The 21,547-nt window shown below is 69.1% G+C and carries 18 protein-coding genes; 3 read left to right on the top strand and 15 right to left on the bottom strand.

Annotation, left to right across the window (positions count from 1 at the left end; genetic code table 11):
• Window positions 1-10: 10 nt before the first annotated feature.
• From B0I29_RS40915 to B0I29_RS40890, 6 genes are read right to left on the bottom strand one after another with little or no spacing between them, the layout of a single operon-like run.
• Entirely contained in the window at window positions 11-1,624 is a 1,614-nt protein-coding gene (locus tag B0I29_RS40915; protein WP_111654566.1) for a glycoside hydrolase family 3 C-terminal domain-containing protein, read from the bottom strand.
• Window positions 1,617-3,911, bottom strand: coding sequence for a glycoside hydrolase family 3 N-terminal domain-containing protein (locus B0I29_RS40910; protein ID WP_111654565.1), 2,295 nt, complete (start codon window positions 3,909-3,911; stop codon window positions 1,617-1,619). The genes B0I29_RS40915 and B0I29_RS40910 overlap by 8 nt, the downstream gene beginning before the upstream one ends.
• Window positions 3,908-5,137 carry a family 1 glycosylhydrolase gene (locus B0I29_RS40905; protein ID WP_111654564.1) on the bottom strand — a complete coding sequence of 410 codons (1,230 nt, stop codon included), beginning with the start codon at window positions 5,135-5,137 and terminating at the stop codon, window positions 3,908-3,910. The genes B0I29_RS40910 and B0I29_RS40905 overlap by 4 nt, the downstream gene beginning before the upstream one ends.
• The gene (locus B0I29_RS40900; protein ID WP_111654563.1) at window positions 5,134-7,689 is read right to left on the bottom strand and encodes a family 78 glycoside hydrolase catalytic domain; all 2,556 of its coding nucleotides are present in this window, start codon (window positions 7,687-7,689) and stop codon (window positions 5,134-5,136) included. Before B0I29_RS40900 ends, B0I29_RS40905 begins: the two co-directional genes overlap by 4 nt.
• The gene (locus tag B0I29_RS40895; RefSeq protein ID WP_111654562.1) at window positions 7,686-10,070 is read right to left on the bottom strand and encodes a glycoside hydrolase family 2 TIM barrel-domain containing protein; all 2,385 of its coding nucleotides are present in this window, start codon (window positions 10,068-10,070) and stop codon (window positions 7,686-7,688) included. The genes B0I29_RS40900 and B0I29_RS40895 overlap by 4 nt, the downstream gene beginning before the upstream one ends.
• Before the next feature lie 9 nt (window positions 10,071-10,079).
• Window positions 10,080-11,369 carry an MFS transporter gene (locus B0I29_RS40890; RefSeq protein ID WP_111654561.1) on the bottom strand — a complete coding sequence of 430 codons (1,290 nt, stop codon included), beginning with the start codon at window positions 11,367-11,369 and terminating at the stop codon, window positions 10,080-10,082.
• A 248-nt stretch (window positions 11,370-11,617) separates the two neighbouring features.
• Between B0I29_RS40890 and B0I29_RS40885 the strand changes: the two genes are divergently transcribed.
• Both B0I29_RS40885 and B0I29_RS40880 read left to right on the top strand, forming a co-directional pair.
• A complete protein-coding gene (locus B0I29_RS40885; protein WP_181558234.1) occupies window positions 11,618-12,028 on the top strand; it encodes a VOC family protein in 411 nt (136 codons plus the stop codon).
• Window positions 12,029-12,220: 192 nt separating this feature from the next.
• Complete coding sequence (locus tag B0I29_RS40880; RefSeq protein ID WP_111654559.1) at window positions 12,221-12,658, top strand: hypothetical protein; 438 nt, start codon at window positions 12,221-12,223, stop codon at window positions 12,656-12,658.
• 67 nt (window positions 12,659-12,725) lie between these two features.
• Here the strand turns inward: B0I29_RS40880 and B0I29_RS40875 are convergent, their stop codons facing one another.
• From B0I29_RS40875 to B0I29_RS40865, 4 genes are all read right to left on the bottom strand, one after another.
• Window positions 12,726-14,825: a glycoside hydrolase family 99 protein gene (locus B0I29_RS40875; RefSeq protein ID WP_111654558.1), complete on the bottom strand. Its 2,100-nt coding sequence runs from the start codon at window positions 14,823-14,825 to the stop codon at window positions 12,726-12,728.
• 142 nt (window positions 14,826-14,967) lie between these two features.
• Window positions 14,968-15,693, bottom strand: coding sequence for a hypothetical protein (locus B0I29_RS40870; RefSeq protein ID WP_146617055.1), 726 nt, complete (start codon window positions 15,691-15,693; stop codon window positions 14,968-14,970).
• 90 nt (window positions 15,694-15,783) lie between these two features.
• Window positions 15,784-15,951 carry a hypothetical protein gene (locus B0I29_RS46165; RefSeq protein ID WP_181558233.1) on the bottom strand — a complete coding sequence of 56 codons (168 nt, stop codon included), beginning with the start codon at window positions 15,949-15,951 and terminating at the stop codon, window positions 15,784-15,786.
• Window positions 15,952-15,996: 45 nt separating this feature from the next.
• Window positions 15,997-16,968: a helix-turn-helix transcriptional regulator gene (locus tag B0I29_RS40865; RefSeq protein WP_111654556.1), complete on the bottom strand. Its 972-nt coding sequence runs from the start codon at window positions 16,966-16,968 to the stop codon at window positions 15,997-15,999.
• 92 nt (window positions 16,969-17,060) lie between these two features.
• On the opposite strand from B0I29_RS40865, the gene B0I29_RS40860 reads away from it, so the two are divergent.
• Complete coding sequence (locus tag B0I29_RS40860; RefSeq protein WP_245973155.1) at window positions 17,061-17,462, top strand: RidA family protein; 402 nt, start codon at window positions 17,061-17,063, stop codon at window positions 17,460-17,462.
• On the opposite strand, the gene paaI is transcribed toward B0I29_RS40860, so the two are convergent.
• Genes paaI through B0I29_RS40835 form a run of 5 tightly spaced genes read right to left on the bottom strand, consistent with a single transcriptional unit; the run spans window position 17,361 to window position 21,425 of the window.
• Window positions 17,361-17,918 carry a hydroxyphenylacetyl-CoA thioesterase PaaI gene (paaI, locus tag B0I29_RS40855; protein WP_111654669.1) on the bottom strand — a complete coding sequence of 186 codons (558 nt, stop codon included), beginning with the start codon at window positions 17,916-17,918 and terminating at the stop codon, window positions 17,361-17,363. The two genes, B0I29_RS40860 and paaI, sit on opposite strands and share 102 nt — an antisense overlap.
• A gap of 20 nt (window positions 17,919-17,938) precedes the next feature.
• The gene (locus B0I29_RS40850) at window positions 17,939-18,760 is read right to left on the bottom strand and encodes an ABC transporter permease (RefSeq protein WP_111654668.1); all 822 of its coding nucleotides are present in this window, start codon (window positions 18,758-18,760) and stop codon (window positions 17,939-17,941) included.
• The gene (locus B0I29_RS40845; RefSeq protein WP_220091557.1) at window positions 18,757-19,575 is read right to left on the bottom strand and encodes an ABC transporter permease; all 819 of its coding nucleotides are present in this window, start codon (window positions 19,573-19,575) and stop codon (window positions 18,757-18,759) included. Before B0I29_RS40845 ends, B0I29_RS40850 begins: the two co-directional genes overlap by 4 nt.
• Window positions 19,572-20,357, bottom strand: coding sequence for an ABC transporter ATP-binding protein (locus B0I29_RS40840; RefSeq protein ID WP_111654555.1), 786 nt, complete (start codon window positions 20,355-20,357; stop codon window positions 19,572-19,574). The genes B0I29_RS40845 and B0I29_RS40840 overlap by 4 nt, the downstream gene beginning before the upstream one ends.
• A 27-nt stretch (window positions 20,358-20,384) precedes the next feature.
• On the bottom strand, window positions 20,385-21,425 hold the full coding sequence (locus B0I29_RS40835) for an ABC transporter substrate-binding protein (protein WP_111654554.1): 1,041 nt from the start codon (window positions 21,423-21,425) through the stop codon (window positions 20,385-20,387).
• Window positions 21,426-21,547: the final 122 nt, after the last annotated feature.

Below are 21,547 nucleotides of genomic sequence, written 5' to 3'. Positions count from 1 at the left end.
ACCCCGCGCGCTACCGGATGGTGGCCTGCGAGAGGTACGACCGGCGGCCGTCCAGGACCACCGTCTTGCCGACGATGTCAAAGGCGCCGCGCAGGCGGATGTCGCTGGAGGAGCTCCCGGCGAGGACCTGGACCGGGCCGGGTTCGAGGATGAAGTCGCCGTCGAGGCCGAGGTAACCGAGCTGGTCCATCCGCACGGTGAACTCGACAGTGGCCGCGGCACCGGCGGGCAGGTCGAGACGGGCGAAGCCGACGAGTTCCCGCGCGGGTCGTTCCAGACCGGTGGCCTGATCGCTGAAGTAGAGCTGGACGACCTCCTCACCGGCTCGTTCGCCGGTGTTGGTCACGGTCAGCGCGACGGTGACCGCTGCTTCGCTGTCGACCTCACGGGCGTTGAGTTCCAGATCGGCGTACCCAAAGGTGGTGTAACTGAGTCCGTGGCCGAAGGTGTACAGCGGGGTTGAGGGCATGTCCAGATATCCCTGGTGCATGTCCTGGCCGGTGCGGTGGTAACCGCTGCCGGTGAGCTGACCATGATAGATCGGCACCTGCCCGCTGTGCCGCGGGATCGTGATGGGGAGCTTGCCCGCGGGGTTGACGTCGCCGAAAAGTGCGCCGGCCATGGCGGCGGCGGCGTGCTGGCCGCCGTAATAGCCGTAGAGCAGCGCCGGCAGGTGGCCTGCGATCGCGGTCAGGGCCATCGGCCGTCCGGTGCAGACAACGCCCACGCAGGGTGTGCCGGTCGCGGCGACGGCTTCGACGAGCGCGACCTGGTTGGCCGGGAGGTCGATGTCAGCGGTGTCGCAGCCTTCGCCTTCGGAGATGCGCGGGGTGAACCAGCCGGCGCGGCCGCCGAGCGCGAGGATGACCACGTCGGCGTCGCTCGCCGCCGTCACCGCGGCGGCGATGTCAGCCGGTTCCTCGTCCAGGACGCCGCAGCCGGCGGCCACGATGACCTCGGCATCGGGTACGGCGAGGCGGACCGCGTCGGCGAGTGACTGCGCGCCGTAGTTGTCGCGCAGGTACTCGTCGATCGGTGTGCCGAGGGCGCCGGCGATGGTCTGGCGAAGCAGCGAGATCGCTTCGGGTGGCATGTCACCGGCCATGTGCTCGGTGCCCGGCATGGCGCCACGCTCGCCGGTGACCCGGGCCCGGAACATCTCCAGCATCGCGGGATAGGTGTAGGTCGGGAAGGCGACCGAGACGCCGTCGGCGTGCGGGCCGACGATCGCGATCCGGCGCAGGTCGCGCCGCAACGGCAGCACGCCGTCATCGTTCTTCAGCAGGGTCACCGACTGGCGGGCGAGCCGGGCGGACAGATCGCTGCCCTGCGCGGCGACCTCGCTGATGACGACCGGGTCCTCGTCGGCGTACGGCCGGTCGAACAGGCCGAGTGCGAACTTGTCCCGCAGCACGCGCCATGCCGCCTGGTCCAGTTGTTCCGCCGGGACGACACCGCGGTGGACCGCCTGGGCGAGGGTCGGGCCGTATCCGTACGCCATGGCGAGTTCGACGTCGAGGCCGGCGGCGATGGCGAGCCGGCCCGCTTCTTCGGCGTCGCGGGCGACACCGAGACGTTGGTGCAGGTGACGGACGGTGTCGTAGTCGGAGAGAGTCTCAGTCATCGGATTCCTTCGCGGCGGTGACGGTCAGGACGGTCGACAGGCCGGCCGTCGAGCTGCCGCCGGCCCAGATGTCGAGGGTGGTGGCGTCCTGCACCCACCCGTGGGTCGCCGCGCTCCAATACCGAAGTTCAGAAGGACCAAGATCAAATACGACGGTACGGGTCTCGCCCGCGGTGAGCGTGATCCGTTGGAAGCCCTTGAGCTCACGGACCGGGCGGGAGGAGGTGCCATACCGCTGGTGGATGTAGAGCTGCACCACCTCGTCGGCCTCCCGTCCGGAGGTGTTGGTGACGTTCACGGACACCATGGCGGTGTCGCCGATGACGACCTGTTCGCGGTCGGCGCGCAGGTCGTCGTACCGGAACGCGGCGTAGCTGAGGCCGTGACCGAAGGGGTAGAGCGGAGCCGACTCCTCGTCCCAGTAGCGTTTGTCCTGGTTCTCCGGCTGGAACGTGCGCAGGTGGGAGTAGACCATCGGCACCTGGCCGACATGGCGCGGCCAGGTGAAAGGCAGCCGGCCCGCCGGGGAGGTGTCACCGAACAGCACTGCCGCGACGGCGTCACCGCCGCGGCTGCCCGGGTACCAGACCTGAAGGATCGCCGGCACGTTCTCCTGTGCCCAGCGCAGGTCCAGGGGACGGCCCGACATCACGAGCAGCACGACCGGGGTCCCGGTCGCGGTGATGCGCCGCAACTGCTCCAGCTGACGGCCGGGCAGGTCGAGGGTCGACGTCGAGGCGTTCTCGCCGATCTGGTTCTGCCGCTCCCCCACGACGACCACGGCGACGTCCGCGCCGGCCGCGAGCGCGACCGCACGGTCGATCTCGGTGTCGTCGTCGTAGCCGGCCGGGGTGTTCACGACGTCCGGGTCCTGGCGGTCGAACATCGACGCGTACCGCCGGGCCGGGATGCCGGCGCCCGGCGCGTGCTCGACACTCACCTGGTCGCCGGCCCGGGTGCGGATGCCGTCGAGGATGCTGACGGTCTCGGCGGTGTCGTGGACGAACACCCACGGGCCCAGCGTGTCGCGCTTGCTGTCCGCGAGCTGGCCGATCACCGCGATCGAGCCGACGCCGGCCGTGTTCAGCGGCAGCGCCGCCTGCTCGTTCTTGAGCAGCACGGCCGTGCGTTCGGCGGCGGCGCGGGCGAGCTCACGGTGCTCGGCGGCGTCGAGCACCAGGTCGGTGTTCTGCTCGTCGACGTACGGGTTCTCGAATAGGCCGAGGCGGAACTTCGCGGTCAGGACGCGGCGCACGGCGGTGTCGATGGTGGCTTCGTCGACGAGGCCCTGGGAGACGGCTTCCGGCAGGGAGCCGAACGCCGGGTCGAAGATGCACATCTCCATGTCCAGTCCGGCGGTCACGGCCCGGGCTCCGGCGTCCGTGGCGGATCGCGCGAAGTGCTGGGTCTCCAGCGACTTGACCGCGTTGGCGTCGGAGACGACGAAACCGTCGAAGCCGAGTTCGCCACGCAGGATGTCGGTCAGCAGCCGGGCGTTGCCGCTGGCGGGGACGCCGTTGAAGTCCATGTAGGCGCTCATCACGTTCGCCGCGCCGGCGTCGATCGCCGCCTGGAAGGGCGGCAGGTAGACGTTGTACAGCTCCGAGTCCGACACCTCGGCGTCGTCGTAGTCACGGCCGCCGCGGGCGGCGCCGTACCCGGCGAAGTGCTTGGGCCCGGCCAGGATGTTCCGCGGCCCGAGGTCACCCTGAAATCCGCGCACCTGCGCGGCGGCGAACACCGCGCCGAGGTACGGGTCCTCGCCCGGACCTTCGATGATGCGCCCCCACCGTGGGTCACGGGCGATGTCGACCATCGGCGCGAACGTCCAGTGGATACCGACGGCCCGCGCTTCCCGGGCCGCGATCGACTGGGCCGCCGCGACGGCATCCGGATCCCAGGACGCGGCCTGCGCGATCGGGACCGGGAAGATGGTCCGCAGGCCGTGGATGACATCGAACCCGAAGATCAGCGGAATGCCGTGCCGGGAACCCTCGACGGCGAGCCGCTGCAGCCGGTTCGCGACGGATGCCTTCGTCACGAACAGCACCGACCCGGCACCGCCGCTCTCGACGGCGGCGTCGACCATCGCCGGCTGACGCAGGTACGCCTGGTGCTCCGGCGGCAGCGCATCGATGTCGAGGTCCGCCGGCGGCTCACCGAATCCGGCGAGGTAGAAGTACTGGCTCAGCTGGCCGGCCTTCTCGGCAAGGGTCAGCCGGCCGAGGAGGTCCTCGACCCGCTCGGCCACCGGCAGGGCGGGATCACGGTACGGAACAGTGCTCATGGCTGGATGCTCGCTTTCGAATCTGACAGGTTCGCGCCGTTGCCGCGGGCGATGCCCCCGAGCCACGCGAGGCTGGGCTTGGGGTGCCGGGTGAAGTCGTCCCGGTCGACCGCGATCAGGCCGAACGTCGGCTCCCAATGGCCCCACTCGAAGTTGTCCAGGGCGGACCAGTGCAGGTAACCGCGCACGTCGACACCGTCGGCGATCGCCGCGCGCAGCCCGTGAAGCGCACCGGTCGTGTACGCGATGCGGCGCTCGTCGTCGGCCGTGGCGATGCCGTTCTCGGTGACCAGGACCGGGGCGCCGGTGACCGCCACCGCGTGCCGGACCGTGATGCCGAGCGCGTCCGGCCGATAGGCGGCGCCGGTCAGCGTGTTGTCCGGGCTCGGCGCGGCAGGCACCATGCCGCCGGCGTCGATCTCCTGCGTCGAGTACGACTGCACCCCGATGAAATCGTCGCCGCGAGCGCCCTCGAGGTAGAGGTCCTCACGGGCGTAGAGCTCGGCCGGCAGGTACTCGGCGTTCTCCGGCTTCGCCCAGAGGCCGAGGTTCGCGACCGTCCAGCCGACGTTCGCGCTGGTGCGTTCCTTCAGCACCGCACGCGCCGCGTGGTGGGCGTCGACGAGCCGGTGGCCGATCTCCAGGGTCGGGCGCGGGATCACGATGCCGCCTTCACCCCGCTGGACCGTGGGGGTGTCGAACGCGGGTACGGCGCCGGGGTTGATCGCACGGGCCATCAGCACCATCAGGGCGAGCATGTTCGGCTCGTTGATGGTGCAGATCCACTCGACGCCGTCGAGGATCCCGGTCACCCGGGTGACGTAATCGGTGAACCGTCTGATCGCGGTGTCACCGTGCCAGCCGCCCTCTTCCACGAACCAGCGCGGGCTGGTGAAGTGGTGCAGCGTCACGACCGGCGTGAGCCCGGCCCCGATCGCGGTGTCGATCATCCGCCGGTAATGCGCCAGCTCGGCCCGGGAGAACTCGCCGGGCAGCGGCTCGACCCGTGCCCATTCGATGCCGAAGCGATAGGCGGTGAGGCCGGCGTCGGCAAGCAGCCGCATGTCCTCGGCATAGCGGTGGTAACTGTCGACGGCGTCGCCGCTGAGCCCGAGGTGCGGCATCCGCTGCTCGTAGAGCCACCAGTCGCTGTTGACGTTGTTGCCCTCGATCTGATGCGGCGCGGCGGCGGCACCCCAGAGGAACGGCGTGGGGAAACTTGTCACGAGGTGAACCCTTCGATGTCGTACGCGTGGGTGCCCGCTCCGGCGGTGTGCCGCTTGCCGTCCGGCAGGACGATCTCGGCGGTCGTGTTGGGTGGCACTGTCACGTCGAGGACGCCGTCCTCCCAGCGGCTGGTGACGGTGCCGTACAGGCTGGTGTACGAGGCGGCGGCATAGGTCAGACCACCGCCGGGGACCGGGGCGATCACGAACCGGTTCTCGCCGTCGACCCGGATGCCGGCCACGGTGTCGAACAGCCACTGGCAGACCGCGCCGGGCGCGTAGTGGTTATGGCTGACCGTGCCTTCCCAGTCCTCCCACACGGTGGTGGCGCCGGCTTTCACCTCGGCGAGCCAGCTCGGTGCCTGCTCGTTCTGCAGCACCCGGTAGGCGACGTCGGCGCGCCCGGCGTCGGTGAGCGCCGGGAGCAGGAACGGTGTGGACAGAAATCCGGTGCCGACCCGGTATCCGCGGTTCTCCACCGCTTGCACCAGCCGCTGCTGCACTGTCCGCTTGAGGTCGCCGTCGACCAGGCCCAGGGCGAGCGGACGTACCAGTTTGGCCTGCCGATCGGTGTCGAAGGTGCCGGCGAACAGGCGCAGGTACGCCGCCTTCGCCCCCTGCGCGTACTCCCGGAAGAGCGTCTCGTCGGTGCCGTGGTCCAGCGCACCGGCGACCTCGGCCATCAGCGTCATCGTGTAGTGCAGGTACGCGGTGGCGACCTCGGTCTGCGGAACCCTGCCGCGCGCGCCCATCGGGTCACGGAACTCTTCGGGTTCGAGCCATTCGCCGAGCTGAACGCCCTTCTGGTACGCGTACCCAGGGCTTGTGTTTTTGATCATGAAAAGCGCGTAGGCACGCATCATGTCGTAGAACTCGCGCAGCACCGAGACGTCGCCGTACCGTTTCCAGAACCGGTACGGGACCAGCACGACCGCGTCACCCCAGCCGACCGAGCCGCCGGTGCTGTCGTAGAGCATCGACAGCCCGCTGTATGGCGCGACAGCCGACGGTTTCCCGCTCGTGAGCTGCCCGTCACGCAGGTCATGCAGCCATTTGCGGAAGAACGCGGACACGTCCATCAGGTGCGCCGCGGTGTCGAAGAAGACCTGCGCGTCGCCGGTCCAGCCGATCCGTTCCCGGGTCGGGCAGTCGGTCGGCACGTCGAGGAAGTTGCCCTTCATACTCCAGCGGGTGTTCTCGACGAACCTGTTCACGTCCGCGTTCGAGCAGGTGAAGTCGCCGGTGGAGCCCATGTCGGAGTAGACCGCGACAGCGGAGAAGGCGGCCGGATCGATCGGCAGGTCCGTCTCGACGAGCGCGTAGCGGAAGCCGAACACGGCGAACGACGTCCGGTAGTGGTCGAGGCCGCCGCTACAGGTGAAGTCGATCTCCTGCTTCGGGGTGGGTTGCAGCTCGCCGCGGATGCGGCCGGCCTGACCGGAGATGAGCAGGACCGAGGTCAGCTTGCCGGGCTCCTTGACCGGTTTGCGCTCCTGGAAGTTCCGCTGGGTGAACTCCCCGGAGGCGTCGAGGATCTCGCCGAGGCGCATCACCACGCGTTGCCCGGCGGAACCCCGCACGGTGAAGGCGACGAAACCCGCGATGTTCTGCCCGAAGTCGAGGACGCGCTGCCCGCTGGGGGTGGTGAGCAGTGACGGCCGGAGGATCTCGTGCTCTTTCGGTACGACGTTGTTCGCGGCCCGGGGCACGAGGCGTTCGGTGGTGAGCCGGGCCCGGCCGGCGTAGGACGGCACCCGACCGGCGTCGTAGACCTCACCGTCCTGGAGGTCGGCGAACCGGATCGGGCCGTCGTTGCTCCACGCCCACGAGTCGTCGCTGCCGATCGTCTCGGCGCTGCCGTCGGCGTAGGTGAGTTCCAGCTGGCACAGCAGCTTCGTCCGCCGCCCGAACACGTTGGTCGAGCCGAAGGCGTTGACCGAACCCCGGTACCAGCCGTCGCCGACTCGCACGTCGAGCAGGTTGCGGCCGGACAGCAGGTCGAGCACGTCGTAGACCTGGTAGTGCAGCCGGTGCCGGTAATCGGTGCTGCCCGGCGCGAGGGCGGCGTCACCGACCCGCCGGCCGTTCAGGAACGCCTCGTACACCCCGCAGGCGGTGATGTAGAGCCGTGCCCGGATCACCACCCGCCGGGTGTCGAACTCCTGCCGGAAGCAGTCGACCGGATAGCGGGCGTGCTTCTTCGGCCGATAGTCACCGGTGATCCAGCGGCCCGTCCAGTCGCCCTTTTCGAGCAGCCCCATCTCGAACCAGCTCGACGCGCCCTCCCCCGCGACGTCGTTCTCGTCCCACAGGGTGACCGTCCAGTCGATCCGGTCCCGGCTGGTCAGGGCCGTGCCGTCCCACCCGACGTGGGTCATCCGCGCGGAGGCCACCTTGCCGCTGTCCCACACCGTCTCGTCGCCGCGCCGGGCGACGATCCGGTAAGCGGTCTGCACGGTTCCGGCCTCGGCGTTCCAGTAGAACCGTGGCCGGGCGATGTCCAGACCGAGGGGCTCGGCCAGATATTCGGTCCTGAGACGGACTGCTCTCACGGCCGCTTCTCCACGGTGACCAGCGCTTCGGCGCTTTCGCATCCGGGCGCGGTGGCGATCACCCGGACGTCACCGGGGCCGGTCGGGCGCACCACGAGCAGGGCGCGTCCTTCGTAGGTGGTGCGGGTGCTCCGGTCGTACCGTTGCTCGGTCGAGGGATCGGCGCTTCCGAAACCGATCAGTTCGCCGCCGCTGATGTCGACGGTGACCGGCAGGTCGGCGGCGGTGTGCACGGTCCCCGCGGCGTCGCTCAGGGTGAGCGCGACATAGGCGAGCTCACCGTCGGTGATCACAGCACGCTCGGCGGCGGCCCGCACGCTGGTCGGCTCGCTCGCGCTTCGCAGCTGGTCACGGCCGATTTCCACCCCACTTCGGTACGCGATGACGACGAGTTCCCCGGGCTCGTAGCCGAGTTCGAACTCGGCACGGAACCGTTCGATCGTCGTGCGGCCGTGGGACTGACCGTTCACGGACAACTCGACCTCGTCGGCGTCGGCGTAGACCTCGACGACGATCGGTGCCCCCTCGAAGCCGGGCCATGTCCAGGAGTTGATGCTGTCGGACCACGCCCAGGGCGTACCGATGAAGGTCTTGCCGTGGTGCTGGGGCCGCCGGACCGCGAGGTAAGGCGCGGTGCGCAACCCGAAGACGATCTCCCGGTAGAACGAGGCCGGTCGGCGGTGTCCGAGAATGTCGATGTCACCGGCGTCGGCGGTGAGGTGCGGGTACGGGGCGGCGAAGGCCCGCGGCGCGTCCGGGTCCAGGTATTGCGGGCGGCCGATACCGACTTCGCCGAGGTAGTCCCAGCCGGTCCAGGTGAAGTCACCGATGACGTGCGGGTGCTGCTTGACCAGGGCCCACAGCTCGTCGATGCGGGTCGGGAACGTCTCGGTGCCCAGGATGATCCGCTCCGGGAACAGCTCGGCGTCCATCGCGTAGCGGCTCTCCGAGTAATTCATGCCGGCCACGTCGAGCAGGCCGTAGGACTCGGCGGTCCGCGTCGTGACCATCTCGGACTGACCGATCATGTTCATCATGGCGCCGGCGTCGGCCATCGCGGTGTTGATGCCGCCGCCCTGATCCTGGCCGCGCTGCTTGCGTCCCTCCATCACGGCGTCCAGAACGGCGAGCATGTTGTTGATGCCGTTGGTGACGTAGCGGGTGCTGTCGAGGTCGCGGACCTTCTCGGCGAGTCTGCGTCCCCAGAGGGCGCCCGCGGGCGAGCCGGTCTCGGGGATTTCGTTGCCGATCGAGTACATGATCACGGATGCGTGGTTGCGGTCCTTGGCGACCAACGCTTCGAGGTCGCGTTCCCACCACTGCTCGAAGTGCAGGTGGTAGTCGAATTCGGTCTTGCCGGAGGTCCACATGTCGAAGGCCTCGTCGATGACGAGCATGCCGAGCCGGTCGCAGGCGTCCAGCATCGCCACGCTGGCCGGCTGGTGCGAGACCCGGATCGCATTGAATCCGGCGGCCTTGAGCAGCCGGATCCGGCGTTCCTCGGCGGTGGCGTGGGTGGCCGCGCCGAGGATGCCGTTGTCGTGGTGGACGCAGGCGCCGCGCAACGTCACGGTCTCGCCGTTGATCCGCAGCCCGTGTACGGGGTCGAGGCGCAGGTCCCGGATGCCGAACGTGACCGTCTCGGCGTCGAGCTCACCGAGCCACACGTCGGCGGTGTAGAGGTTCGGGTCGTCGACGCTCCATCGCGACGGCCGCGGCACGTAGAACCGTTGCCGCAGCGTGACCGTCTCCCCCGGCGGGATCGTGAGCGGCGTGGTCCTGGTCGTGACGTCCCGGATCGTGGTCGTCACGTCCACGGTGTGGATGCTGATGGAATCGTTGACCACCGACGTGGCGACCTCGACGACCGCGCGTTCGCCGTCGATGTCCGGCGTGGTGACCACAACGCCGTCGGGGGCGATGCGGACCAGGTCACCGTCGAGCAGCCAGACGTCGCGGTAGATGCCGGCGCCGGTGTACCACCGGGAATCCTTGTGGGCGCGGGCCTCCACCCGGATCTCGTTGTCACCCGGGCGCAGGAACCGGCCGGCGTCGACGCGGAAGAGGGAGTAGCCGTACGGACGCTGCCCGGCGTAGACGCCGTTGATGAAGACCGTCGCGTCACGGTAGACGCCCTCGAACTCCAGCAGGATCCGCTTGCCGACGAGGTGTTCGGGCAGGTGGAAGGTCTTGCGGTACTCCCAGGTCCCGCCGGGGAAGTAGGCGTTCGCGGGATCGCCTGCCGGGTCACGATCCTGGCCGATCATCGCGTCGTGCGGCAGCGTCACCGTCTCCCACGGCGCCGATGCCCCGGAGAGTTCCGCGAACGGGTTGACCTTCGGCCGGAACTCCCAGCCTTCGTTGAACGATGTGCGGTGCACGGTGGCTCCTTACCGGACGTTCTTGATGCGGGTGGCGATGGTCAGGCCACCGGCGAGGGTGACGACGGCGGCCACCAGGTAGAGCAGGGTGTAGTTCTTGTCCCCGCCGGAGGCTCCGATCGCCAGGAACGCCGGGGCGATGAACGGGGCGATGCCCTGGGCGGACGTGGTGGCGAACGCGAAGACGCCCATGTACCGGCCGGCGTCGGTGTCCCGGTCGGGCAGCACGTCGAGGGTCAGCGCCTGGTCCACGCTGGAGAACGCGCCCAGCCCCAGCGTGCCGATCAGCGACGCAACGATGATCAACGGCATCGACGGGGCGAACGCCAGCAGAACGGCGCCGCCGGCGAAGATCGCCGTGCCGACCAGGACGAAGATCCGGCGCCGTTTGAGGCGGTCGGAGAGGAAGCCGCCGCCGATCGCACCGGCCATGCCGGTGGCGATGCCGCCGATGCCCATGATCGCGACGGTGCCGGCCACCTCCTCGACCGACACGTCGAGGCGGTCGGCCAGGAAGAACGCGGTGAACGTGGTGTTCAGGGTGATGCCGAACATGACCAGGAACTTGCCGAGCCAGTTCCACGCGAAATCGGGGTGCCGGCGCGGGCTGAACGTGTAGGTCCGTAGCAACGAACCGGCGCTCAGTGGCACGTCGGAGCGGGGCACGTCGCGGTTGTCGGCCTCCGGCACGAACAGGACGAACGACAGCACCGCGAGAGCGCCGACGATGCCGGGCACCAGGAACAGCAGCAGGCTGTTGCCGGCGAATCCACCGACGAGCAGAACGCCGACGACCGGGGCCATCTGGGTGACGACTCCGCCGAGCCCGGCGACCCGGCCCCGCTGTTCCTCGGGGAGCTGGTCCGCCTGCGAGGTCAGCAGCAGGGTGATGACCGGCGCCCAGCCGGCCTGGGCGAGCATCCAGCCGAGACCCAGCACCAGCACCGAGGACGACTGGACGATGACCACGAGAGCGATCAGGCCGATCGCCGTACCCAGGAGAAGGAAGGGCCGGCGCTGGCCGAACCGGGAGCGAAGCCGGTCGCTGAGCGTGCCGACGATCGGGTTCGCGATGATCGCCGCCAGCGAGCCGACGCCGATGATGTAGCCGAGGTACTCCTCGCGGCCCGGCGCCAGCTGACCGACTTTGATCGCCAGCGACAGCGCGATCGGGGTGACGAAGGCGAGGTAGACGCCGAACATCGCGGCGATGTTCAGCCAGACGTAGCGGGCGCCGACCGGCGGCCGCACTTTGTCGATCGGCAGATCAGGGGTGGGACCGGCAGGAAGAAGGGCCATGGGTTTACCTCGCTGACAGATGCGGAGGGAGCGAGGCCGGAGCCCCTAACGCGCGTTGCCAACGCGCGTTAGCGAAAGTGAACACCTGATTTCGAGTAGAGACAAGATGAGCCTTTGTAACGGCTGGGTAACGGCGGTTCGTGATGCTCCCCACTGCCGGTAACGCGCTTAAGCAACGCGCATCAGCGCGTTGGCTCGGCAGTCGTTCGACAGATGGCAACCACCGCAACAGCGGGGAGGGTGATGTCATGAGCGCAAACGAGGTCTCGCACCCCATGACCGGCCCGTTCACCACCGTCGCCGACGTCTTCTGCTTCGTGCCCGACCTCGCCGCCGCGACCGCCTGGTACACCGACCGGCTGGGCGCCCCGCCCACCCTCCGGGCCACTCAGCTCGCCCGCTTCGACCTCGGCGGCACCAGCCTGACGCTGCACTCGTTCGACGAGTTCAACACCGGCGGGCCGGCCGGCTGCGTCGCGTACTGGGACGTGGCGGACGTCGACGCGGTGACCGCGGCATGGGTCGCGCACGGTGCGACCGCGCACCGCGGGCCCAAGACCATCATGACCGGCGAGCGTCTCTGCCAGCTGCTCGACCCGTTCGGCAACCTCATCGGCATCCGCCAGGCACCACTCCCCCACGACCGGGTCAGCGGCTAACGCTGCCGGCACCCGCGTGGCGCTCCGGGCATCGATCCCGATCAGGTTTCATCGGCTCGGGCGCGGCCTGGTACATCCAGGTACTCCGATATGTCGTGGCGGCCGTTGACCGCAGACCGTTCGTCCGTCCCGGGCTCCGCCGGAACGTCGTACCGTGCTCGGGTGATCACTCCACAGCGGACAGGAGCGAGAATGCGGGCACGCCGGATCGGGAGAGTCGCCACCGCGGTCATGGCAGCCGGGCTGCTCACCGCGTGCGGCAGCAGCGGAGCCGACGACGAGGCGGCGCAGACGCCCGCCGCCGACGCCGTGGCCGCGGCGGAGGAGATCGCGGAGGCGGAGGAAGCCGCCGCGATTCCCCCGAAACCCGACGACGAGACCGCGGCGAAATACCTCGCCGCCCTGGAGGAGATCGATCCGGAGATCCTGAAGAGGGAGCCGGAGCGACTCATCGACCGGGGCCGCGAACAGTGCTCCACCATCAAACGATTCTCCGGCAACCCGGACAAGATCCTTCAGTACGCGAACCTGCGTTTCACCTCGCCCGAACACCCCAACGGCTTCGGCGACGCCACCGCGAACGAGATCAACACGGTGATCGTGAAGCACCTCTGCCCCGACCTCGCCTGACGCCCGCCCGCGTTCGAGCGTGGGAAGCCCAGCCAGCACTGTGAGGTAGGGCCTGTCCAGGCTCCGGTCAGCTCGCGTACGCCTCGATCGCCGATAGCTGCCCGGCCGGCCACGCCGTGTTCGCGGTGGCGGTGACCCGCAGATACCGTACCGAAGACGCCTCGAAACCGACCGTCACGGAGTTGCCGGAGCCGGGGGTGAACGTCCGCTCGGCGGCCCCGGACAGGGTGGTGAAGGCGGATCCGTTCGTGCTTCCCGCGATCGCGAGCGTCTGTGTCCGCGCACCCCACGACGGCGGAAGCCGCAGCACCGCCCGGCTCACCGTGACGGCCGCGCCCAGATCCACCTGGACCCACTGCGGGAAGGCGTTGTTCGCGCTCTCCCAGTAGCTGTTCGCGTCACCGTCGGTCACGTTGCCGGCCCCGTACACCTGGGCCTGACCGCTGGTGGTGGCCGTCCGGCCGCGCGCCAGATCGGTGACGGGCGGCGGTGTGGTGGGCGCGTTGTCTCCGTACACCTGAAGTTGGGCGATCTGAGCCGCCGGCCAGCCGGTGTTGGCCGTGACGGTGAGCCGGACGTAACGGGCGGTGGCACCGGAGAGCGTGATCGTCACCGTGTTGCCGGAGCCGGGGTCGAAGATGTGGCCGGCTGAACCGGCGAGCGTGCTGAAACCGGCGCCGTCGCTGCTGCCCTGCACCGTGATCGTCTGGGTTCGCCGCTCCCAGCCGGTGGGCAGCCGCAGGACCAGGCTCTTCACGGCATAGGCAGCACCCAGATCGACCTGCAACCACTGCGGGAGCCCGCCGCCGGACTCCCAATAGGTGCCGGCGTTCGCGTCGACCGCGTTCGCCGCCGCGTAGGGCCCGTTCGCACTGCTCGCACTCGCCGCCTTACCGGCGGCAAGATCCCCGGTGGGTTGCGGAGGCGGTTCGGTCACGGTTGTCGGCTGCGTCGGGCGTACGGAAGTAAGTGCGATCTGGCCCTTGAGCATTTTCCCGGCGTCGGTGGTGATGCGCAGGTAGTAGTCGGCGGAGCAGAAGGTGCCGTCCTCGTCGAGCGCGCGGATCCCGGTGCCGGCCGGCACGGACGCCGCGGTCTCGGCGGTCTTGGCGATTTGATTGCCTTCGTTGAACTCGTCGAACATGGACACGTAGAGGCCCTGCGCGCCGAGCCGGACCATGTTGTAGATGCTGCGCCAGTAGAAGTCGCCGTGCCGGCGATGCCCGGAGGAGAGGTCACCGGGCAGCACGCACGGCTGGTAGTCGACGCCGCGCGCATCGCAGTCGGCCTGGTCGGCGGCGTTGACGTTGGCGGCGAACCAGTCGAGTCCGGCGAGGTCGCCGGTGCGGCCGACCATCCACGGCGACAGCATGTCGAAGGCGCGGTACACGTCGGTGAACCCGGTCCGGCTGTCGTTCTTTCCCTCCCGCCAGTAGGTGGGCACGCCGCCGATCACGTAGCAGCCCTGCGCCTTGAACCAGGCGATCACGTCGAGACACTGGGCCGGGGTGAACGGGCGCCCGTCGTCGTCGAAGCCGAAACCCCAGACGCAGACGACAGGCTTGCCGTTCTGCCGGGCGTACGCGCTGGACCCGGTGTGCGCCGACATCTTCGACGTCCAGTCGGTCTTGATCTGCGTCTGCATGCCGGTCCAGCCGGTGACGTCGTACATGATGTAGAACTTGCGGCCGGTCCGCTCGGCCGCGGCCCGCACCTTCTGCGCCATCACGTCGCGGGTCGGGCCCTCGTCGCCGGTCGGGTTGAACCGCTGCAGCGCGGCGGTGTCGATGCCGTAGGTCCGCATCCAGTCGAAGTGCGTGTCAACGGTCTGCTGGTCGTATGACGAGAACAGCGCGGCCGGCCCGCCGTTGCCCAGGTTCGGGTACGCCGTCGGGTAGGTGCGGGTGAAGTCGCGCAGGTCAGGCCAGGACACAATCGTGGTGTTGGCAGGCGACGGCGGCTGGAAGCGGTCCCGGCTCCAGTGCCACCAGCCACCGATCGGCGCGCCGTCGCCGGGGCAGGCGAACCAGCCCTGATAGCCGACGCTGACCTTGCCGACCACGTCACCGACAGGCGAGGCGGCGCGGGCGGGTGCGGCGCCGGCCAGCAGGGCGGCCGGCGGGCCGAAGGCGGCTGAGGCCAGCAGGGTACGGCGGGTGACTGCCATGGGGACTCCAGTCGATCCGGGGGACGGATGAGGGATCGACGGTCATCGTGACAGTTGCGTTCACAGAACCGCAATACTCGAACGGTTCTTTGAAATATTCTGTCTTTCCGAGGGAAAGAGAGGCGTTGTGCCGCGTCTTCACCTACCAGGAAAGGGTCAGAGTCCGCACCGCGTATTCGACTCCGACCAGCAGCGCCGAGACCGCGACCGCGGTCAGGGCTGCGGTTCTTCCCCGGCGGCCCAGCCAGGCAGCAGCGGCGATGCCCGCGCCCCACGGCAACCCGTACAGCAATCCCGCCTGCCCGAACATGGTCACCGGACTGAAATCCCAGGTGAACCATGCCAGCGCCACGGGCAGGCCTAGCGCCACCACCAAAGCCGCCGTCAGGTAAGCCGGCTTCCGGGGCCGCAGGGCGCGCCATCCGTCAACCGGCTCGCGCCACAGCAGCGCCGTGGCGACACAGCCGGCCACCGTGCCGCATATCGCCACCACCGCGGCGAGACCAACCACCCAGGCGAGATCGGTCTGCCGCATGCCGGCGCTGGCTCCGGCAGTGTTGAACCAGTCCCGCACCGCCACGAGCCCATGCCCGCAGACCTGCGCCGCCAGCACCATCGCGATCACCGCCGCGGGACGTCTCCACTGCGGCCGGGCCGCCACCACGAACCCGGCTGCTGCCAGGCCCGGCAACAGCAGCCACAGCACCCAGAAGTACTCCCAGAGCAAGTCCCACTCGCCGGGCTCGCCGGGAACCCAGCCCGGTACCGCAGCAGCAGCTCCGGCAACGACCGCGCACGCCGTTACCACCACGCCCGCGACGACCGTCGTCACCGGCCGCGCTGCCGGCACATCCTCACGTATCGCCACCGTTACTCCTAGGCCATCGGCTGGGCTTCTACGCAGCAAACGGCCTATTGGTACGCACGACACGGCACGGTCCGGCTGACAACTCGAACGCTACAAGGTGGTTGATCTGGCCCAGTCGACGTTCGCGGTGTGGCCGAGGGCGCCGTACCAGTGGTTGGGCGCCGGGAGCAGCTGGAGGTAGGGCAGGTCCGGGACTCCGTAGGCGTGCAGCACGTCCCACACGTTGTCGGCGCAGTTGTTGCCGATGACGTGCGGCAAACCGCCACTCGGATGGCGAAACGAGCCGATACTCAATGGACGGGCTTACCCCCGCGTGGCCGGTTCCTCGTAACGGCCCGCGAACGCCGCCGCTCGCTCCCGCAGCGCCTCCCGCAACGACGGCGGCGACAACGCCTCGGCGCCCAGCCCGAGCTGCCACAACGCCCACACCGCATGGCGCAGGTCCTGGAACGTGACCGCCAGCCGTGACCAGCCGGCCGCGTCGGGCTCCTCGGCACGGACGGCCACCGCGGCGCTCAGCAGTTCCTCACGCCGTGCCGGGTGTACGCGTACCAGCACGGCGATGTGGTCGCTGGAGAGGAACCGCGCGCACCGTTCTCGCCAGGCGCCGTCGAGGTCGACCTGGCTGGGCCGCTCGGCGGGCTCGGGGAGGTCTTCGGCGTCGAGCACCCGGGACAGCCGGTACGTGCGGTCCTCGCCGGCACGGGTGGCCAGCAGATAGATCCGGTCCCGCACGGTGACCAGCCCGATCGGGTCGACCGTACGCCACTGTGGTGCCTGGCCGGTGGCCGCGTAGTGGAGGCGCAGCTTGTGCCCGGCCAGCACCGCGCGGCGCACCTCGATCATCGTGGTCTCCGGCACGTCCTCGGTGACGGGGCGGCGGGAGAGCAGGTCGGTCTCCGGCTCGACGAGGAACCGCTGGGCCGCGTCGCTGGCGGTGGTGCGGTGCTTTTCCGGCAGCGCGTCCGCGACCTTGCGCATCGCCGACGCGAGGGCCGGCCCGAGGCCGAGGGCGCGGCTGGTCCCGGCGGTCAGCAGCGCCAGCGCCTCGTCATGGTTGAGCCCGGTCAGCTCGGTCCGGAACCCGGGCAGCAGCGCGAAGCCGCCGTGCCGGCCCCGTTCGGCGTACACCGGCACGCCCGACGACGACAGCGCCTCGATGTCGCGCAGCACCGTGCGGGTGGAGACCTCCAGCTCACGGGCGAGGGCCTCGGCCGTCAACTGTCCCCGCTGGCGCAGCAGCAGAACCAGGGAAACCATCCGTTCGGCTCGCACGGGAGAACTTTACTCAAATACACGACAAAGGATGTCGTGATTTGTCGGCAGGCTTCGGCGTACGCAATCCGCAGTAACCGAATGGAGCAGCTGTGACGGTGAAACGCGCGTCGGTCAACCCGTGGACGTGGTCGGTGGAGATGGGCTTCAACCAGGGGGAGATCGTCTCCGGGCACTCCCGGACGTTGTACCTCTCCGGGCAGACCGCGATGAGTGAGGACGGCAAGCCTCAGCACGACGGTGACATCGCCGCGCAGCTGGCTCTGGCCGTCGACAACCTGGAGCGCGTACTCACGGAGGCCGGCATGTCATTGAGCAACCTGGTCCGGCTCAGCGTGTACACCACCGACGTGGATGCGCTGTTCCCGCACTACGGCGTACTGGCCGGTCGCCTAGCCGCCGCTGGGGTGGCGCCGACCACGACGATGCTCGGCGTCACCCGCCTCGCGATCCCGGGCCAGCTGATCGAGCTGGAGGGCACCGCCGTCGACTGACCGGACAGGACGGCCGACGTTCCGGCTGCGACCGCGGAACTCAGCGATGGGATCGCCGTCGGTGCCGTCGGGGCGCAGGCGTGACACGGTGACGTCGTAGACGCCGGTGCGACCCTTGAGCGCGCGCTCCTCGGCCCGGGCCAGGAGGTGGTCGCCGATCCGGCCGGGTTCGAGGAACGTGATGTCGAACCCGGCCGCGAGCGACAGGACGCCATAGGAGTTGCAGGCGACCGCGAACGCCGTGTCGGCGAGCGTCGCGATCAGGCCGCCGTGGCAGATGTCCCAGCCGTTGGCCATGTCCGGGCGCACGACCATCGTGACCTCGCCGGTGCCTGGTGCGACGTTGCGCAGCTCGATCCCCAACGATTTGCTGGCGCGGTCGGCGGCGAGCATGACCTCGGCGGAGCGCCGGGCGATCTCCTCGGCGGAGCGCCGGGCGATCTCCTCAGCGTTCATGCCTGCCTTCATGTCCGCGTTCATGTCTGCGCGAATCCCATCCGTGTCAGCACCGCGGACTCGATGACGCCGATCAGCTGGTAGAGAAGCAGCGTCGCGAGGGTGATCAGCACTGCCAGCGCCCACACCGCGCCGATCCGTGACTCGCCCACGGCGGCGACGATCGCGTACCCGATGCCCTTGCCGGTCGCCAGCCATTCGGCGATCAGCGCGCCGGTGATCGCGCCCGGTACGGAGATGCGTACCGCGGCGAAGAGTGCGGGCCACGCGGAGGGCAGCGCGACCTTGCGCAGCGCCTGCCAGCGGGTGGCGCCGTACACGGTGACCAGGTCGATCGCGGTCCGCGGGGCGCTGCGCAGGCCGAACGTGATGTTCACCAGAGCGGGGAAGAGCACGACCAGCCCGCCCATGACGGCGACGGTCACCGTGCTCCGGCCGAAGATCAGTACCAGGATCGGCGCCATCGCGATCAGCGGCACCGACTGGAGCAGCAGCACGATCGGCATCAGGGCGCTCTCCACGGACTGGACGAGCTGGAACAGCGCGGCGATGACGAGCGCCACGCCGAGGCCGGCGGCGAATCCGACCAGCGCGTCGCCGAGCGTCGCCCCGAGCAGGTGCAGCGCCTCCGATCTGTTCTGCGCTGCTTTCGGCAGCGTGAAGAAGTAGTCGATGACGTCCAGCGGGCCCTTGCCGACGAACGCGGGGACCTGGAAGAGGCGCAGGCCGGCGACCCAGAGCACCACGATCGCGATGATCGAGACGGCTGCCCGCCCGGCGCTGCGGCCGGCGGCGCCCGCGACCCGCCGTCCGGACCCGCCCGGTGGGGTGATGACGCTCATCGGAGCTCCTTCGTTCCGGCCGCCCACGGCGCGGCGAACCGGCCGATCAGCGCCACGATCAGATAGCCGGCGAGCGAGACCAGCCCGGCGACGAGCGCGAGGCCCCAGGTACGGGGGATCTGCAGCGTCTGCTGGGCGTTGATCAGCGCCGGGCCCACGCCGACGTCGACACCGCCCAGGTACTCCCCGAGTACCGCGCCGAGGAAGGCCGAGGGCGCCGCGACCTTCAGCGCGGTGAGCACGCTGGGAATCGCCGCGATGATCCGCACCTTCGTGAGCTGCTGCCAGCGGGAGCCGCCGTAGGCAGCAACGAGCTCCAGCGTTGCTTTGTCGGCCGCTTTGAGACCGAGCAGCGCGCCGACGACCGTGGTGAAGAAGACCAGCAGCCCGGCGAGGAACACCGCGGTGCCGGCGACCTCGCCGCTCTGGGGTGGGTCGATGAGGATACGCAGGATGGGGCCGATCGCCACGATCGGAATGCAGTACGAGATGACCGCGAGCTGTGAGACGACGCCTTCGAGCTGCCGGACGACCATCACGGCCGCGGCCAGGCCGATCGCGATGAGGTTGCCGCCGACGTAACCGATGAACGCCTCCCGAAGTGTCAGGGAGACGTTCGGGGCGTAGAACGAGAAGCCGTCCTCGATCGCGGTGGAGACCACCCGCGCCGGGTCGGGGATCGATCCGCCACCGTCCGCGGAGGCGGCACCGACGTTGCTCAGGACGGTGTCGGCCAGCAACCACCAGATCGCGACGACGGCGACCGCGCCGGCCATGGCCCGCCCGCCGGCGCCGATCCGCTGCCCGGCGCTCACGAGGGGCTCGCCGCCGGCGCCGCGCCCTCGAACAGCAGCGCTGACGCGCGGTCCTGCAGCGCGTGGAACTCCGGGGAGCGCAGCATCTCCGTGGTGCGCGGCCGGGGCAGGTCGACGTCGATGACCTCGACGACCCGCCCGGGCCGGGCGCTCATCACCGCGACGCGGTCGGAGAGGAAGATCGCCTCGCCGATGCCGTGGGTGACCATCACGGTCGTCGCCGGCTTCGCCGCGAGAATGCGCAGCAACTCGCTGTTCAGCCGTTGGCGGGTCATGTCGTCGAGGGCCCCGAACGGCTCGTCGAGCAGCAGGACCGACGGCTTCAGCACCAGCGACCGCGCGATCGCGACGCGCTGGCGCATGCCGCCGGAGAGCTGAGCCGGTTTGGCCTTCTCGAAGCCCTGTAGTCCGACGAGTTCGATCAGTCCGGAGATCAGGCCGGGCTCCGCGGTGATGCCGGCGATCTCGAGCGGCAGCCGGATGTTGCTCTCCACCGACCGCCAGCTCAGCAGTGCCGCGTCCTGGAACGCGATGCCGAGCGCATGGGATTCACGCAGTTCGCGGGGGGTCTTCCCGTCGACGGTGACCGTTCCGTCCGACGCCGTCTCCAGACCCGCGAGGATCCGCAGGATCGTCGACTTGCCGCATCCGCTCGGGCCGAGCAGGGAGAGGAACTCCCCCTGCTCGGTCGAGAGGGACACGTCCTGCAATGCCGCGACGACCGAACCGCGCAAGGTGAAGCTCTTGCTCAGGCCGCGGATGTCGATGCCGGTATCAGGCATGTCGTTGTTCTCCGATCGACGGGCGGATCACTGAAGCAGTTCCGGGTGGTCCTGGTAGACCTCGGTGATGATCGAGGTGTCGAAGAGGTCGCCGCTGCTGATCTCGACACCGGAGGCCTTCAGCGTCGCGAGACTCGTCTCGATCGCCGTGTCGGAGATCGTGAGCAGGCCGTTCGTCGCGGTCTCGTCGCTCTGGATCAGCTTGTTCGCCTCGGTCGCCTGCAGCTTCTGGGTCTCGGCGTCCAGGTCCAGCGTCTTGCCGTACGTGTTGACCGCGAGGTCGACGCTGCCGTCGATGTCGGCGACCGCGTCCTTCCAGCCGCGGATCGTCGCGTAGAGGAAGTCCTTCAACGCCGCGCGCTTGTTGTCGATCGAGTCCTGGCTGACCACGAAGCTCTCGGTCACGAACGGCAGCCCGTTGTCGGCGAACGTGAGGTTCTGCACCTTGAAGTCACGCTGCTGCAGGGTGATCGATTCGCTCGTGACGAATGCCAGGTAGCCGTCGACCTCACCGTTGGTCAGTACCGAGGGGTCGTACTGGACCGGGACGATCGTCACCTCGGACTCGGTGATGCCGTTGGCGGCCAGGAATGCCTTGAACAGGCCCTCGTTGCCGGTCTGTACGCCGATCTTCTTGCCGGCCAGGTCCTTCGGCGTGGTGATGTTCGCCTTGTCCGCCAGCGAGAGGATGGTGAACGGGTTCTTCTGGTACGTCGTGCTGATGATCTTCAGCGGCGCTTGCTCGTTGTTTATCGCTTTGGCGACGGTGATCGGGTCGCTGATGCCGACGAGCGATTTGCCGGAGGCCACCTGGGTCTCGGTCGAGCCGGGCCCGGCGACGAGGTTGACCGAGCTGAACCCGGCGTCCGTGTAGTAGTTCTTGGAGTCGGCGAAGTACTCACCGGCGAACTCGATGTCCTTGACCCAGGACAGCTGAACGTTGAGGGCTCCGTGGTCGCCGTCGTCTGCCGCGGCGGACGAGTTCCCGTCCCCGCAGGCGGTCAGGGCGAGGGCGGCGGCGGCAAGAACGGCGATGAATCGAGGCTTTGAGAATGACAGCACCGTCATAGCGGCGGCTCCTAGACTCGTGAAGGAGAGGATGAAATTCCAGTTAGGACGGAATCTCTTACACCTATACCGAACACTAGGGATCGCAAGTTTCCACCCGCGGCACCAGTGTTTCGAGGCGG

Origin of the sequence: Actinoplanes lutulentus (assembly GCF_003259845.1) — a bacterium.
Classification (GTDB): Bacteria; Actinomycetota; Actinomycetes; order Mycobacteriales; family Micromonosporaceae; genus Actinoplanes; species Actinoplanes lutulentus.
The sequence above is the reverse complement of the archived record's forward strand: the minus strand, read 5'-3'. Positions and strand labels throughout refer to the sequence as shown.